We start from the raw sequence: 16,414 nt of genomic DNA, 5'->3' as shown, positions 1-16,414 counted from the left end.
AATCACATTATTCCTGCGCGCTTATGACTCGTTTTATCCTGTTGTTGTTGGTGCTGGCGGTGTTTTCCGGGGAAGCAAAAGCGCAGTCGGGCCCCGGCTTTGGGTTTGAGTACCGCTCGGTAGCCCAGGTGGTGCAGGGCGTCGATACGCTCCGGCACGCGTGGGCCGGGGGCTTCAACACGCCCCAGTTCAGTGCTATTGACCTGAACAACGACGGGCAGAACGACCTGTTTGCCTTCGACCACGAAAGCAGCCGCGTGTACACCTTCCTCAGCGTGGCCGCGCCGGGCACTGCTGCCGGCCGCCGCTGGCAGTACGCCCCGGAGTACGAGTCTGTTTTCCCGAATGACCTGCAGGGCTGGGCGCTGTTGCGCGACTACGACTGCGACGGCCGCGCCGACTTGTTTACCTATATAAACGGGGGTGAAATCCGGGTGTTTCGCAATGTGCTGGTCAATGGCCGGCCCAGCTTTCAGCTCGCTACCAATCAAATTCGGTTTTCCGGCTCGTTTGCCGGTACGGCCAACCTCACGGTGGGCGGCTACAACCTGCCGGCCATTCAGGACGTGAACGGCGACGGCAAGCTCGACATCATGACCTACGACTTCATCAGCGCGTCGTTCATCGAGCTTTACCTCAACACCAGCCCGGGCACCTGCGGCGGTGCCCTCACCTTCAGCATTGCTACCGACAACTGGGGCAAGCTGCAGGCCTGCGGCGGCTGCGCCAGCTACATGTTCAACAACCAGCCGTGCTTCGCGGCCCGGCCCGCGCACACCGGCGGCCACAGCCTGCTGCTCCTCGACCTGGACGGCGATGGCGACCAGGACCTGTTGGACGGCCGCGACAACTGCCCCGAGCTGGTGAGCCTGCTCAACCAGGGCACGGCCGCCGCGCCGGTGCTCACGCAGGCGGGCATCAGCGCGAGCTTTCCATCGGCGGCCACGCCGGTGCGGGTGCCAGTTTTTCCGGCCGGCTATTCCATTGATGCCAATTTCGACGGCCGCCCCGACCTGGTGGTGGCCCCCAACATGCTCAACAACATTGCCGACCAGGTGAGCCTGCGCAACCACGTGCAGCTGTTTGAGAACACCGCCCCCAGTGGCGCGCCGGCCTTCGCCTACCGCCCGGCCGGCTTCCTGCAAAACGACATGATAGACGTGAGCGAAGGCGCCGCGCCCGCCCTCGGCGACCTCGACGGCGACGGCCTGCCCGACCTGCTCATTGGTAACCATGCCGACCGCGTGGGCAACGTATACCGGGCCACGCTCACCTACTACCGCAACGTGGGCACCCGCACCCGGCCGGTCTTTCGCTTCGTGACCGATGACTACCTGGGGCTGTCGGCCAGGGGGCTGGAGGGCCTGAAGCCCGTACTGGTGGACCTGAACCGCGACGGTGCGCTGGACCTGGCCTACGCCGCTTGGAACAAGACCACCAACGCCATCTATTACATTCTGAACACGGCCGCAGCCGGCCAGCAAGTAGCTTTCAACGCGGCGAATGCGGTGAGCCTGAATCCCCAGGGCGCCACCACTACCGGCGTGCTGCCCTACGCCCGCGGCGACATGCCCACCTTCACCGATGTGGACAACGACGGTTACGTCGACCTGCTCATCGGCACCAACGAAACCCGCGAGCCCGGCATGAGCCTGCGCTACTTCCGCAACCGAGGCAGCGGTACGCTGGACAACGCGTTTGTGCTGGTCGACAACGATTTTGGGCGCATTCGCACGGCGACGGGCGGGCGCCCATTCAACCTGAGCGCCAGCGTGGCCGATGTGGACGGCGACGGCCAGCCCGACCTGCTCACCGCCGATGCCAGCGGCCTGCTGCGCTTCTTCTCCAATTACCGCGCCCAGACCAATATTTTCGCGGAGCGCACCGACATACTCTACAACCCCCTCAGCGGCCAGTATGAAACCACCCAGCTGGGCCGGGAAAACGCCTCGCACACGGCCCTGGCCACAGCCGATGTGAACGGCGACGGTGCTCCGGAGCTGTTCATCGGCACCCAGGCCGGCGGCATCCTCACCTACAGCACCCGCAACCGCACCGTCACGGCTGCCCAAACCCCCGCCGCCCGTGCTTTGGCCTTAAGCATCTATCCAAACCCTGCCACGGCCACGGTTACCGTCGAAACAGCCAAACCCACGCGCATAAGCGTGCTCGACTTGTCTGGCCGCGTAGTGCGAACGACAGCTATTGCTCAGCGGCGCCAAAACCTTGATTTGAATGGCCTAGCTTCCGGCGTGTACTTGGTACGGGCCCAGGGAGCAGATGGCTCTGCTGCGGTGCAGCGGCTGTTGGTGCAATGATAAATGAACATGAGGGGTGTTCACTAAACTCATACTTCAATTGAGTTTCTTAAACTTTGAAAGGTGAACGAGTTCTCCAAACTCCTAGCGCATCAGGAATGCTAAATTGTTGCATCACGTACAGGCCACGTCAATAGTTTAAGGAAAGGAGGATTTATTTACCTAAAAAGCAAAAGACGGGATGAGGTATTTCTTGTTAGGGCTTTTATGCCTCTCTCTGGTGTGTTTGGGACTCCTTTGGCTCCTGTATCATGGGAGTGGACACAATATTCCTGCCGAAACAGACCGGTTTTTTGCAGTGGCTGCCCTGACCAACGTTGGGTTGCTAGCGCTCATCGGGGCATGGATGGGAAGGAGCAGGCGTGCAGAAAAGCAACGGAAGCGAGGGATTTCCTAGCGACTCGTCTGTGCTCGGCGTCCCGTGCTTGGGCGGAAAACGCAACGCTTCCCGTTCCGTGGGCCAACCTTAACAGTACTCTGCGGCAACTCTAGTTAAATGGTACTTCGTTGAACGCGTGCCGTTCAGTTGAAGGAGCGTTAAATTCTTTCGTGGTTTGGAATGTGACCCCTGCCTTACCTTCGAACTGCCCGGCCAAAGGCGACGGGGCCTGAAAGGCCGCACAAACCAAAAGCCTTCACCGTAATGGATACCCTCGTTGAACTAGTGATAGAGGTGTTGTTTTCCTACCCGGGAGTCGGCATTCGCTGGGTGTTGCACGGCGGCAAAAAGTCCTATGCCAGCTTGCTGCAGGACGATTTCATGTACAACGCCTTCGCGTTCTTTATTTTCCTAACCATTGTCGTGGTGCTCGCTGCTTTTTGAGGGCAAGTCAGAGATGGGCTCCGCCTAATGAAGATACGGTGAGTGTCTTCTAGATAAGCCGCCCAAACCTGTTCAGGAAAACGGTAGATATTCTATACGTTCAATCTGATGAATTTTTCGATTTTATGATTTCTCACGCCACTAGGTAATCTGATGGCCTGGTTCGCTAGGTGAACATGCTGCCAGCGGAAGTGACCAGAAAGACGCCTATGCACCAATCAAGTCAAAAGCGTCGCCGTCATTCAGGGCTGCAAACTTGGCCCGAAAGTCTTCCAATTCGTCTCGGCGTAGGATATGAGTGAACACACCTGGTTGGTCAGCGGCTTCCACTAAATAATTGCCGCGCGCATCAATAAGGGCCGAGTCGCCGGCATAGTCATGCCCCAGAGCGTCGCGGCCAATGCGGTTGACTCCCAGGGCGCAGGCCACGTTTTCGATGGCGCGGGCACGGAGCAAGGTCATCCAGGCCATGCGGCGCACGGCGGGCCAGTTGGCTACGTACAGCAGCAGGTCGTAGGGCGCTACGGGCTGGTTGCGGCTCCAGACGGGAAAGCGCAGGTCGTAACACACCAGCGGGCAGATGCGCCAGCCGCGCCATTCCTCCACCAGGCGGGCGCTGCCGGGGGTGTACACGTGCTGCTCGCCGGCCAGCGTGAAGAGGTGGCGCTTGTCGTAGCTGCTCAGGCTGCCATCGGGGCGCACCCACAGCAGGCGGTTGTGGTAGTGGCCGTTTTCCTGAATGATGACGCTGCCGGTGACCACGGCATTGTGAGCGGCGGCTTGGGCGCGCAGCCACGCCACGGTGGGGCCGTCCATGGTTTCGGCTTGCGCGGCGGCTTCCATGCTGAAGCCGGTGGTGAACATCTCGGGCAATACGATGAGGTCAGTCGGCCCGGCGAGCTGCGCCAGTTGCTGCGCAAAAGCGGCGCGGTTGGCGGCGGCATCGTGCCAGTGCAGCTCCGTCTGGATGAAGGATACGGTGAAGTCGGACATGGGAGATTTGGGGCTGTCTGTCATCCTGAGCGGAGCGAAGGACCTTATCGCTCCTGAACTACGCTCGTTCAATAAAATACCATTCGTGATAAGGTCCTTCGCTCCGCTCAGGATGACAAACGATTTATATTCCGTTGTTAAGAACTGGCTACCGCAAGCGCGCCGCCGCCGCCGCCAGGGTTTCGCCGTGTTTCGCGAAGCAAAAACGAATCAGCCCGTCATCAAATCCGTCGTGGTAGAAGGCGGAAACCGGTACCACGGCCACGCCTTTCTCGCGGGCCAGAAATTGCGCGAAAGCCAGGTCGGTGGCCGGCGAGAAGGCATCGTAGCGGGCCAGCTGAAAGTAGCCGCCGGGCACGGGCAGCAGGTCCCAGCCCTGGCCGGCCAGCAGGCCGCGAAACTCGTCGCGCTTCTGCTGGTAAAAGCCGGCCAGGCCGTGGGCGTGGGCATCGGTGGTATCGGCCGTGAGCACGTCGGCCAGGGCGTGCTGGGTGGGGGTGCTCACGGCAAAGGTCAGGAACTGGTGCACGCGCCGCACCTCGGCGCTGAGGGCGGGCGGGGCAATGCAGTAGCCCACCTTCCAGCCGGTGGCGTGGTAAGTTTTGCCGAAGGAAGAGAGCACGAAGCTGCGCTCCCGTAGCTCCGGGTGCTGCCGGGCGCTCAGGCGCGGCGCCCCGTCAAACACGAGGTGCTCGTACACCTCGTCGCTCAGCACCATGGCGTCGGTGCCGGCCAGCAGGCGGGCCAGCTCGTTCCAGTCGTCGGCTGTGAAAATGGCGCCGCTGGGGTTGTGGGGCGTGTTTATCATCACCAGGCGGGTGCGGGGCGACACCACCCGGCGCACGGCGTCCCAGTCGGGCCGGAAGTGCGGGGCGGGCAGGCGCACGTAGCGCGGCACGCCGCCCTGCAGCCGGATGGCCGGCCCGTACAAATCATAGGCGGGCTCAAACACCAGCACTTCGTCGCCGGGGCGCACCACGGCCGCCAGCACCGCGTACAGCGCCTCGGTAGCACCAGCTGTCACGGTAATTTCCGTGGCCGGGTCGGGTGCTGGGGCATTGGCGTGCAGGCGGCCCACCTGGGTGGAAATGGCCTCGCGCAGGCGCGGCAGTCCCGGCATGGGCGCGTACTGGTGGTGGCCGGGGGTGAGGGCGTGGCGGGCCAGGGCCTCCAACAGCTCCTGTGGCGGGTCGTAGTCGGGAAAGCCCTGCGCCAGGTTGATGGCCCCGGTTTCCTGCGCCAGCAGGGTCATTTGGGTAAAAATGCTAACGCCGACGTCGGGAAGTTTGGAAAGGAGCACGCGGAAAGGAGTGGAGTGTAAACGGAATAAGCAGGCCGTCATGCTCAGCATGACGGTCTTTTAATGCAATCTAAAAACGCGCTACAGGTAAATCTGAAACGTGGTGCCTACGCCCACGGTGCTGCTCACTTCCAGCCGGCCGCCGTGGCCCTGCACGATGCGGTTCACAAGGTACAGCCCCACGCCCGTGCCCTCCACGTGCGTGTGGAAGCGGCGGAAAAGCTGATACAGCTGCGGGCCAAACCGCTCCAGGTCGATACCAAGGCCGTTGTCCTGCACGGTGAGCACTGGACGGCCGCTCACCACATCGGGGCTGCAGCTGATGCGGATGAGGGTTTGGCGGTCGGGCGCAGCGTACTTCAGCGAGTTGCTGATGAGGTTGAAGAACAGGCTCTGCAGGTTGGGGCGCACGAAGGTGAGCACCGGGCAGGTAGCAAAATCAAGCTGAAACTCGGCCTCGCACAGCATTACCTGGTCTTGCAGACTGCTAATAACTTCAGCAACCAGCGGGGCCAGGGCTACTTCTTCGGCCGGCACTTCCGCCTGCTGGCGCTGGCCCTGCACAATGGCGCTCAGGTCGTCGATGGTCTTGAAAATCTGTCCCAGCGCCCGCTCAAAGTAGCCGATGAGCTTGATGGCGTCGGGGTCGCGGAAGTAGGCCGTGCGGGTGAGCTCCTCAAAAATGCCCGCCATGTTGTTGATGGGTTGCTTGAGGTCGTGCGAGGCCGTGTACACGAAGCTGTCCAGGTCTTCGTTGGTGCGCATCAGCCGGGCATTCTGGGCCTCCAGCTGCTGCTGCACCTGCTTGAACTCGTGCACGTCGGTATTGGCGCCCACCCACACCGCCACGGCGCCGGTGGTGTCGCGCAAGGCCTCGGCGCGGGCCAGAAACCAGCGGTACTGGCCCTGCAGGTCGCGCCAGCGGTGCTCCGCCTCAAACGACTCGCCGGTGGCGATGCTGTGCCGCCAGCGCCGCAGGGTGTTGGGCAGGTCATCGGGGTGAATGAACCGCTCCCAGCCCCAGTCCTGCAGCTGCTCGAAGGTGCCGCCCGTGAAGTCGTACCAGCGCTGGTTGTAGTAGCTCACGCTGCCATCGGGCCGCGAGGTCCAGGCCATTTGCGGCAGGGTTTCGAGCAGCTGCTGGAACCGGGCCTGGCTCGTGAGCAGCTGCTCCTGCAGCACGCGCTGCTGGTGCACGTCGGTGCTGGTGCCGTACCATTTCTCTACCTGGCCGCCGGGCGCGCGGCGGGCCTGGGCCTGCCCCAAAAACCAGCGGTACTCGCCGTCGTAGCGCCGGAAGCGGAACTCGACCTCGTAGTAGCGCTGGCTGGCAATGGCCTGTTCCCAGCGCTCCTGCATGAGCAGGTGGTCGTCGGGGTGCACAAAGCTGAGCCAGTGCGCCGCCCCGTTTTTCTCCATCGGCTCGCCCACGTACGCGGCCGTGCGGTGGTTGAAAAAGTCCACGGTACCGTCGGGCTGGGCCGTCCACACCTGCTGCGGAATGCTTTCGGCCTGAATGCGCAGCTCCTCCTCGCTGGCTTCCAGCCGGGTTTGGAGCTGCTGCAGCTCGGTCACGTCGGTGTTGGTGCCAAACCAGCGCACCACGTTGCCGGTGGCCTCGTCGCGAATGGGCCGGGCCCGGCTCAGGAACCAGCGGTACTCGCCGTCGGCCCCCCGAATGGGAAAGGTGTCTTCCCAGGGCTCGCCGGTTTCAATGCACCTGGAATACCGGGCGTTTACGGCCTCTACCAGCGCGGGGTCGTGCGTCTGCATCCACCCCGAGCCCTGCACCTGCTCCAGCGTTGTGCCCGTGTAGTCGTACCACTGCTGGTTGTACCAGAAAATATACCCCGTGGCATCGGCCATCCAGGCCAGCTGGGCAATGTTATCGGCCAGGGCGGCAAAGTCGGCCCGGCTGCGGGCCAGCTCCTCGGTGCGTTCAAGCAGTTCGTGGATGTTGATGGTGGCCGCGCTGAAGCCGGCCAGCTTTCCATCGGCATCGTAGTACGGCTGCGATTTGGACTGGAACCAGCGCAGCTCGCCGTCGTGGCGCCGGCACCGGAAGGTGGCTTGCCAGGGTTCGCCGGCCGCCATGGCGGCCATGGCCACCTCGCTCACCCGCGTCCGGTCTTCGGGCGTGAGCACGTCCCACGCCTCCTCCAGCGGGCCAGCCGGGTTCAGCCCCGTGTACTCGTAGAAGTACGGATTGGTGTAGGTGATGTGGCCGTCGGGGCTGAAGTTGAAGATGAACACCGGCATGGCCGCCGTAATGGCGCGCACCTGCTCGTCGCGGCGGCGCATCTCGGCGGCCAGCTCCTCGGCCTGCTGGCGGTTGTGCACCCGGTCCGTCACATCCAGCACAAAGCTGAGCACGCTGGCTACCTGGTTCTGGCTATCGCGCAGGGCGGTGTACGTTACGTCGTAGTACCGTTCAGGGCCCAACTCCCGGGCCGTGTTTTGCAGGCGAATGGGTAGCTCCTGGCCCACGTAGGTTTCGCCAGTCCGGTACACGCGGTCGAGGCGCTTTATTAAGCCCTGCTCCGCTATTTCGGGCAGCGCCTGCGCCACGGTCTCGCCCAGGCGGGGGCGGTAGTTCAGGAGCCTGGCGTAGCCGGGGTTGAAGAACGTGTAGCGGTGCTCCGGGCCCTCCAGGGTGGCAATGTAGGCGGGTGCCTGCTCCAGAATCTGGCTCAGCTGGCGGTCCTTGTCTTCGAGGCGGCGCTGGGCGGTGCGCAGCTCGTGCACGTCCAGCATGAAGCCGTAGCGCTGGCGCAGCTGGCCACCGGCGTTCAGCTCCGGCACGGCCTCGGTGAGGAACCAGCGGTACTGGCCGTTGGCGCCGCGCAGCCGCACTTCCACGCGTCCCAAACGAGCAAAATCGATGCTGTCCTTAATCTGGACTTGCGCGTTCTCGCGGTCGTCGGGGTGCAGGCGGTCGGCCCACTCGGCATCCACTTCCTCCCAGGGGCCGCCGGGCTGCTGCCCTGTAAAGGCGTACCACTGCGGGCTCATGTAGGTGGTGCGGCCCGTGGCGTCGGTGGTGAAGGTGATGATGGGCAGCACTTCGGCCTGGCGGCGCAGGCGGGTGTCGGCGGCGCGCACCTGGCCCTGCAGCACCTCGGTTTGCTGGCGGGCCAGCACTTGCTGGGTCACGTCTACCCCAAACGCCAGAATGCTCACAATCTGGCCCTGGTCGTCGTGCATCGGCACATACGAAAAGTCGAGGTAGAGGCGGCGGCGGCGGTCGCCGGGGCCGTCCTGCACATCAATGGGCGTGGCCCGGCCCACAAACGGCTTGCCCGACTGATACACGGTTTCGAGCAACTTCACAAAACCCTGCTCGGCTACTTCGGGCAGGCACTGGGCGGCTGGCTGGCCCACCCGCGCCCGGTTGCTCATCAGCTCGCTGTAGGCCGCATTCACAAAGGTAAAGCGGTGGTCGGGGCCGGCTACGGTGGCAATCAGGGCCGGGCTATGGCTGAGAATCTGGCTGAGCTGCTGGTCCTTGACCTCCAGCAGGCGCTGGGTTTCGCGCAGCTCGTGCACGTCGAGGTTGGAGCCAAACCACTGCCGGGAGCGGCCCGCCGCCTGGGCTTCTTCCAGGGGTTCGGGCACGCCCTGGCTCATAAACCAGCGGTACGCGCCGTCGTGGCTGCGCAGGCGCACCTCGTAGCGCCAGGAGGTGCCCTGGCGCAGGGCTGCCTGGTAGAGCTCCCACACCCGGGCACGGTCGTCGGGATGCAGGCGTTCGGGCCATTCCTTCCGTAAGTCGGCCGGCTGGGAGCCGGTGTACGTGTACCAGTGCGGGCTGACGTAAACCAGCTCGCCTTCCTGGTCGACGATGAAGGTGATGGACGGCAGGCTTTCCGTGACGTGACGCAGGCGCTGGTCGGCGGCGCGGGCTTCGGTCTGCAGGGCCTCGTTGCGCAGGCGGGCCTGCACCTGCTCGGTCACGTCGAGTCCGTAGGCAAGCACGCCGGTGCCTTCCTCGCCGGGCAGGGGCAGGTAGCCGAAGCTGTTGTATTGCTCACGCAGCTCGCCGGTGGCGGGGTCCTGCACTTCGGACCGTTCTTCGTGCCCAAAAACGGGCTGGCCGCTGTCGCGCACGTTTTCCAACGTCTGCAGGTAGCCCTGGGCGGCTATTTCCGGCAGGGTCTCGGCCACACTGCGGCCCAGCGCCACCCGGGGTCCCATTGATGCCCGGGCCCGCGCCGACAGGAACGTAAACCGCAAATCGGGCCCTTCCATGGTGCTAATGGTCAGGGGCAGGTTGTCCAGAATGCGCTGGGTGCGCTGCTGCTGGGCCAGCAGCAGGGCCTGGTTGCGGTGCTGCTCGTCCACGTTCAGCAGGCGCAGCAGGAGGTAGCGCAGCTCTCCCGTGGCGTGGCCCGCCGGGGCAGGCGCTCTCACGGGCTGCATGGTGGCTTCCCAGAAGGTGGCGGCTCCGGCAGCCGGCGCCAGGGCCCAGTCGGGGGGCAGCACCCGCAGCACGCCGGTTTGGGCCGCCTGCAGGCCCGTGGCCCACGGCGTGGCGGCGGGCAGCACCCCGCCCGAGGCCACCAGCGCGGCACGAAGCGCGTCTGCGGGCTGGCCCCGCAGGCTGGCCGCGGTGGCCGGGGGCAAAAGGGCGGCCATTGCGGTGTTTAGCGCCAGTATGGTGCCATCGGATGCCAGGGCCGCAAAAGGCGCGGGCAAGGCCGCAAAGAGCAGTTCAAAATCGGGGGTGAGCAGGGTAGAAACCAGCATACGGGCAAAGACAGCAAGAGGAGCGGCCGCAGGCGGCCAGCGTTTCCAAAGATACTCTAGTACTTGTACTCGCCTGCGCCGCACGGAGCCGAGCAAAAAAACGTTGGCGTGGGCTCTTCAGCTCGCTGGCAAATGCCGTCTGCACATGCTCGGCTTTTATGTTCAGCAAGTTATTGATGTAGGGGTTTTTGGGATGCAGGCGGTGGCCCTTGTGGTAAATTTCTAACGACCAAAAATTTATAATAGGTGCTGCCTCCGTCGAAAGCCGCTGCCGGCAAACACGAAGGCCAACAGGCCAAGGCCAGCAAAGAATTTCAATCGGGTTTTCATGAAAGATGCAAGGCGGAAATAGCACCGTAAACAATGCATTCTGAAAACAGAACGCTACCGGCGACACCTGTGCGTCGGTGCGCCGGCAGCCGGCCAATGCCGCACCATATTCCGCGGCGCTAGCCTGCATTTCGCGCACAATCACAAGCAGCAGCGTGCGGGCGAAGCTCAGCTTATCTGCCCGGCCAGCTGGTACCGCTATAAGCGCTATGCGCTGAATCCGCACTGATTGAATCCGTATTTATTCCTAGGTGTAAACCTTGATTAAACATCGGTTAGGACATGTCTGGCTTGCGCCTGGGCCTTCATTGTATCCTTGTCTACGTATTAATCGTAACGTTCCGCACTGCCTTATATGATGCTATGTTACTACAAACGCTATTTGAAACTTCCTACGTCACTATTGCTTACGACCATCAAAACGAGTGGTTATACGCCGAATGGCGCGGAAATCAGGACATGAAGAGCGTGCAGCAAGGCGCCATAGAGCTGATGCGGTTGCTGCCGATACACCACTGCCACAAGGTGTTGAATGACAACACGCTGGTAACCAGCATGTGGAGCGAAGCCGCTGAGTGGGGTGGTACCGAATGGTTTCCGGCCATGATAGCTCTTGGGCTCGAATACTTTGCCTGGGTGTACTCGCCCAATGTCTACAGTCGGCTCTCTACGGACCTCACCCTGCAGTTCACGTCTGCCACCCCCGTGGTAGCCACCTTCGACGACATTAAAACCGCAAAGGCTTGGCTTAGTCAAGTGTAGTGGCTGGATAGTAAATTGTTATGCTCAAGCTGGTTGAATGAAGATGTAGACGCGCACGCGTCTAACCACGCGGGTCAAACAGCAGAAAAAAGGCGGCGGCTCCACTGGAGCCGCCGCCTTTCGTGTGTCAAATAGGGACGTTTAGGCCTGCTTGGTAAACTGTACGTTGGCAATCAGCTTCACGTCGTCGCCCAACACAATGGAGCCGGCTTCGGTGACGGCGCCCCAGGTGAGGCCGAATTCCTTGCGGTTGATTTTGCCAGTCACTTCAAAACCCGCCTTGTGGTTGCCGTAAAAATCGACGGCCGAGCCGCCGTATTCGGCCTCCAGGGTCACGGGCTTGGTCACGTCTTTCATGGTGAGGTTGCCGGTTACCTGGAAGGAATCGCCCTTTTTAACGAAAGCCGTCGACTCAAACATGATGGTCGGGTACTGGGCAACGTCAAAAAACTCGTCGCTCTTCAGGTGGCCGTCGCGCTGCTCCTGGTTGGTGTCGATGCTGTCCACGTCGAGCGAAAACTCGAGCTGCGCATTTTCAAAGGCTTCGTCTCCGGCGCTCTGCATCGTGCCCTGAAAGGACTTGAACGAACCAGTAACGGTGGAGATAACCAAGTGCTTGATTTTGAACAGCACTTCGGAGTGGGTAGGGTCGAGAACCCATTTAGTAGCGGCGGCGGTGGCGGTTTCTGACATGAGGATGAGGTTGAAGTGAATTTAGAATGCAAATATAATACATGTACCAACATTAAATGTTTGTACATGATTTATTTTTTCTTGCTCACACCATGTTTTGTTGCCGTCGGTGGTTGCGGAACAGCCATAAAAACGTGGTAGAACCTGGTGTGATGGAGGGGCTGCTATTGATGCCGTGGTGCAGTGCTCATCAATCCACGGTTCGGCAAGCTCCGCATGCCGTTCTTTAAGGGCAGTTTTCCCTTCGCCTTCTCCAAGAAATACATGCGTTGTTTGTTGCTATGCGGGCTGTTGGGCCTATTCAGCCTCAGCCGGGCTCAAGCCCAAAGCCTGCCCGTGCTGTCCCAGAACCGGCCTGCCTTGCGCTGGCAGGAAGTGTACACGCCGCATTTCCGGGTGATTTACGCCGGCACCCTCGACTCGGCCGCGCGGCGCACGGCGGCGAGGCTCGAGCAGCTGCACGGGCCGGGCGTGGCCACGCTGGGCGTGGTGCCGAAGCGCATTGGGGTGGTACTGCAAAATCAAACCACGGTCAGCAACGGCTTTGTGACGTTTTTGCCCCGGCACGCCGAGTTTTTTACCACGCCCCAGCAGGGCCTCGATCTGGGCACCGTGGACTGGCTCGACCAGTTGGCCGTGCACGAATTCCGGCACGTGGGGCAGTTTGATAAAGCGCGCCAGGGCATCGGCCGGCTGCTGAACCCGCTGCTGGGCGATGGTGCCTTGGGCATTGCGGCGGTAGGCGTGCCGCAGTGGTTCTTTGAAGGCGACGCCGTGGGTGCCGAAACGGCCCTCACGCGCAGCGGGCGCGGGCGCATTCCCAGCTTCAACGTGGGGCTGCGGGGCAACCTGCTGGCCGGCCGCCGCTACAGCTACCAGAAAGCCGTGAACGGTTCCCTGCGCGACCAGGTGCCGAACTGGTACGTGCTGGGCTACTTCATGACGTCGTACCTGAAAACGCACTACGGCCCCGATGTGTGGGCCAAATCCCTGGATAAATACTACCGCTTTCCGTTCTATCCGTTCTCGTTCTCCAACGGCATCCGGCGCACCACGGGCCTCACGGTGGAGCAGCTCTACCAGCGCACTATGACGGAGGTGGATTCCAACTGGCGGGCACAGCAGGCTGCCCTGCCCGCCACCACGCCTGTCCGGGAGCTGGCCGTGGCAGCCACCGAAGCGGTTCTCACCCGCTACGAATACCCGCAGTACGTCTCCGACAGCACGGTGCTGGCCCTGAAGAGCGGGCTGGGCCACATTCCGCAGTTCGTGCTCCTGAGCCGTCGCGGCGCCGAGCGCACGGTGTTTGTGCCCGGGCAGCTCAACATGCCGGAAATGCTGTCTGTGAACAGTGGCAAAGCCGTGTGGCCGGAGTTCCAGCAGGATGCCCGCTGGGGCCAGCAAGTTGCCTCGGAGCTGAAAGTGCTGGACCTGGCCACCGGCCGGCTGGCCCGCTTGGGCAGGGGCGGCCGGTACAGCGCCGCCGCCCTCTCGCCCGATGGCCAGCGCCTGGTAGCCGTGCGCACCGATGCCAGCTACCGTCACGCGCTGGTGCTGCTCGACGCCCGCACCGGCGCCGAAATCCAAACCCTGCCCAACCCGCCAAACGACTTCTACCAGCAGCCCCGCTGGCACCCCGATGGCCGCCGCGTGGTGGCCGTGACGCTGAGTGCCGCCGGCAAAACCATTGTCGTCATCGACCCTGCCGGGCCGGGCCCTGGCACGGCCACATCCCGCGCGCTGCTGCCCGTGGCCAATGTGAACCTGGCCAACCCACTGCCCTGGCGCGGCTTTGTGCTCTACAACTCCTCCCAGTCGGGCGTGGATAATCTCTACGCTGTGAGCGCCCGCACCGGCCAGACTTACCGCGTGACCTCGCGGCCCCTGGGGGCCTACCACGCCGCCGTGTCGCCCGACGGCCGCTCGCTGGCCTTCCACGACGCCCGCGCCACCGGGGCGCGGGTGGTTGAAATGCCCCTGGATTCCACGGCCTGGGTACCGGTCCCAACTGCCACGGCCGATATTCCGGGGCCCTACGCCGCCGCGCTCACGGCCCAGGAGCCCGCCGGCCAATTGCTGTCGCGCCCGCCTGCAGCTCAAGACTCGGCGGGGCTTCGCTACGGCGTGCGGCAGTATTCGCCGTTGCGGCACGCGTTCAACGTGTTTAGCTACGGGCTGGTGCAAAGCCCGCAGGGCAATACCGTGAGCCTGGGGCTGCGGTCGCAGGACTTGCTCAATACCACCCAAGTTTTTGCCGGCATCGGCTACGACCAGGTGGAACGCACCGCCAGCGTGATTGGCGCGCTCAGCTACCAGGCCTGGTACCCGGTGCTGGACGTGGACGTGACTTACGGCGGGCGCGATGCTGCCATACTTTTCCAAAACGTGGTGTACCGCGACCAGTGGCGCTACACGCGCCTGAAAGCCGGTGTACGCTTACCCCTGAACCTCACGCATTCCAAATTTTTCCAGGGCCTTTCGGTGGGCACCTCTTTCCTGCACGAGCAGGTGTACGACTACGATTTGCCGGTGCGCCGCCGCACCGAAACGGGCCCTAATACCCCCTTGAATGCCATTCAAAGCATTGTTGGCTACGCCTCGCAGCTTCGGCGCAGCGCGCGGGACGTGGCCCCGCGGTGGGGTGGCTCCTTCCTGGGAACGTGGCGCACCACCCCCTTCGGGCAGGGACTCGACGCCACGCAGTGGGGCGCGCAGGGCAGCGTGTTCTTACCTGGCCTGGGCCGCCACCACGCCCTGCGGCTGCGCGGCAGCTACCAGCGTCAGCACCAGGCCGAATATCAGTTTGCACCAGCTGTGTCGTTCCCGCGGGGCCAGAGCTACGTGAGCTTCGACCGACTTCAGGCAGCCAGCCTGGACTACAGCCTGCCGCTGGCGTTCACGCATTGGGAACTGGGCCGCTGGCTGTACGTGCAGCGCCTGCGCGCCACCGCGTTCGCCGACGTGGCCCGTGGCACCAACCTCGCCGTGGATGGCAGAGGCGGCGCCGTGCGCAACTACCAGAACGTGGGCCTAGACTTGCTGGTGCAATTCAACGTCCTGCGTCTGCGTACGCCTTTCGAAGCCGGCGCGCGGGTGGTCTACAACACCCGGCTCCGCCAGGTAGTGTTCGAACCGCTGGCCTTTGATATTCGACTCTGATTTGGAGAGAATACAAAGAAAAAGGGGCAGCATGAAGCATCATGCCGAGCGCAGCCGAGGCATCTCGCTCGCACCGTTCAACGAAGCACGCGAGATGCCTCGGCTCGCTCGGCATGACGGGCTTTTTAGACGGTGACTACCGTGCTGTCTCGTGGTGCAGGAATTTGTCCATAGCGGAGAGCGTCTTTTGGGGAGCGCTCAGGTGGGGGCAGTGTCCCCCGGTTTCCACCACCACCATGCGGCTGTCGGCCAGTTGCTCGTTGATGTAGTGGCCCACTGCCAGGGGCGCAATCACGTCGTTGGCCGACTGCACAATCAGGGTGGGGATGGTAAAGAAAGGCAGCGCAGCGCGGCTATCGGAGAAAAACGAAACGCGGGCAAAGTGCCGGGCTATTTCGGGGTTGGTGCGCACGAAGCTGTTGGTGAGCTCCATTACCATCTCGGGGTGTTCGTCTGTGCCCGCCACTACGGGTGCAAACGCCTGCGACCAGCCGTTGTAGTCGCCGTCCATGGCCGCCAGCAGTTCGTTGATGTCCTTGTGCTCGAAGTTACCCGCACAGTCCTGCTCGTCGATGTAGCGGGGTGAAGGCGACACCAGTACCATTTTGGCAAAGCGCTGGGGCTCCCGTACCGCAGCCAGCACCCCAATCAGGGCACCCGCCGAGTGGCCCACAAAAACGGCATCGTGCAGGGCCAGCTCGCTCATCACCTTCAGCAGGTCAGAGGCGTGGCCTTCGAGGGTGCTGTGCGCGGCACGGCCATAAGCCGTCAGGTCAGAGTTGCCCATCCCAATCAGTTCCACCACCACCACCCGGTACTGTTCCTCAAAGGCGGGGACCAGCAGCCGCCACATGCTTTGCTCGCCGCCTAGGCAGTCCAGAAAAACCATGGTTTGCGTGTTCAAACCCGATGTTCCCGAAATAACAACGTTGCTACGTTTTAATGCAGATGGAGTGGTGGTACTCATAACGGGGCGATTCTTTGCAAAGGTATAATTTTTATTGATTGAGCATACGGTTTTTAAGGTCGATTTAGATTGTATGAATGTTAAATATAATTGTTCGACTTTTAATAATAAGTCAACATGGTCACTTTAGGGTGATAATCATACTAATAGTTGCAGGCCTTGGCCACATTCGGCAGTCTGCAAGGGGGGCAGAAGAACCAGCTTTTAGGTAATTGCATTAACCCCTCATGGAAATCATCCAGCTAATTTGGTTGTCCCATCCCATGCCTTTAATGCGTTCACAGCTCGACCACCTCATCCTCTCCGACTAACGCCACCATAGC

General features: G+C 62.4%; 10 protein-coding genes. 4 read left to right on the top strand and 6 right to left on the bottom strand.

Annotation, left to right across the window (positions count from 1 at the left end):
- The first annotated feature begins 23 nt into the window (after positions 1 to 23).
- Together BEN48_RS04125 and BEN48_RS04120 are read left to right on the top strand one after the other, a co-directional pair.
- Positions 24 to 2,318: a T9SS type A sorting domain-containing protein gene (locus tag BEN48_RS04125; RefSeq protein WP_125932463.1), complete on the top strand. Its 2,295-nt coding sequence runs from the start codon at positions 24 to 26 to the stop codon at positions 2,316 to 2,318.
- 643 nt (positions 2,319 to 2,961) lie between these two features.
- The gene (locus BEN48_RS04120) at positions 2,962 to 3,141 is read left to right on the top strand and encodes a hypothetical protein (protein ID WP_070733197.1); all 180 of its coding nucleotides are present in this window, start codon (positions 2,962 to 2,964) and stop codon (positions 3,139 to 3,141) included.
- A 207-nt stretch (positions 3,142 to 3,348) separates the two neighbouring features.
- Here BEN48_RS04120 and BEN48_RS04115 read toward each other — a convergent pair whose 3' ends face one another.
- The 4 genes from BEN48_RS04115 to BEN48_RS18600 all read right to left on the bottom strand — a co-directional run bounded on the left by BEN48_RS04115 (position 3,349) and on the right by BEN48_RS18600 (position 10,736).
- A complete protein-coding gene (locus tag BEN48_RS04115; protein WP_070733239.1) occupies positions 3,349 to 4,134 on the bottom strand; it encodes an amidohydrolase in 786 nt (261 codons plus the stop codon).
- A gap of 148 nt (positions 4,135 to 4,282) precedes the next feature.
- Positions 4,283 to 5,476, bottom strand: a complete 1,194-nt coding sequence (locus tag BEN48_RS04110) for a methionine aminotransferase (protein WP_070733237.1) — start codon at positions 5,474 to 5,476, stop codon at positions 4,283 to 4,285.
- A 39-nt stretch (positions 5,477 to 5,515) separates the two neighbouring features.
- Complete coding sequence (locus BEN48_RS04105) at positions 5,516 to 10,180, bottom strand: PAS domain-containing protein (RefSeq protein WP_070733195.1); 4,665 nt, start codon at positions 10,178 to 10,180, stop codon at positions 5,516 to 5,518.
- Complete coding sequence (locus tag BEN48_RS18600) at positions 10,146 to 10,736, bottom strand: hypothetical protein (RefSeq protein WP_206599818.1); 591 nt, start codon at positions 10,734 to 10,736, stop codon at positions 10,146 to 10,148. The genes BEN48_RS04105 and BEN48_RS18600 overlap by 35 nt, the downstream gene beginning before the upstream one ends.
- 137 nt (positions 10,737 to 10,873) lie before the next feature.
- Here BEN48_RS18600 and BEN48_RS04100 point away from each other — a divergent pair, with 137 nt between their 5' ends.
- Positions 10,874 to 11,272 carry a hypothetical protein gene (locus BEN48_RS04100; RefSeq protein ID WP_070733235.1) on the top strand — a complete coding sequence of 133 codons (399 nt, stop codon included), beginning with the start codon at positions 10,874 to 10,876 and terminating at the stop codon, positions 11,270 to 11,272.
- 141 nt (positions 11,273 to 11,413) lie between these two features.
- Here BEN48_RS04100 and BEN48_RS04095 read toward each other — a convergent pair whose 3' ends face one another.
- On the bottom strand, positions 11,414 to 11,965 hold the full coding sequence (locus tag BEN48_RS04095) for a YceI family protein (RefSeq protein WP_070733192.1): 552 nt from the start codon (positions 11,963 to 11,965) through the stop codon (positions 11,414 to 11,416).
- 216 nt (positions 11,966 to 12,181) lie between these two features.
- Here BEN48_RS04095 and BEN48_RS04090 point away from each other — a divergent pair, with 216 nt between their 5' ends.
- On the top strand, positions 12,182 to 15,124 hold the full coding sequence (locus BEN48_RS04090) for a hypothetical protein (protein WP_241502166.1): 2,943 nt from the start codon (positions 12,182 to 12,184) through the stop codon (positions 15,122 to 15,124).
- A gap of 136 nt (positions 15,125 to 15,260) precedes the next feature.
- On the opposite strand, the gene BEN48_RS04085 is transcribed toward BEN48_RS04090, so the two are convergent.
- A complete protein-coding gene (locus tag BEN48_RS04085; protein WP_206599817.1) occupies positions 15,261 to 16,028 on the bottom strand; it encodes an alpha/beta fold hydrolase in 768 nt (255 codons plus the stop codon).
- Positions 16,029 to 16,414: the final 386 nt, after the last annotated feature.

It is taken from the genome of Hymenobacter glacialis (assembly GCF_001816165.1).
Taxonomy (GTDB): domain Bacteria; phylum Bacteroidota; class Bacteroidia; order Cytophagales; family Hymenobacteraceae; genus Hymenobacter; species Hymenobacter glacialis.
The sequence above is the reverse complement of the archived record's forward strand: the minus strand, read 5'-3'. Positions and strand labels throughout refer to the sequence as shown.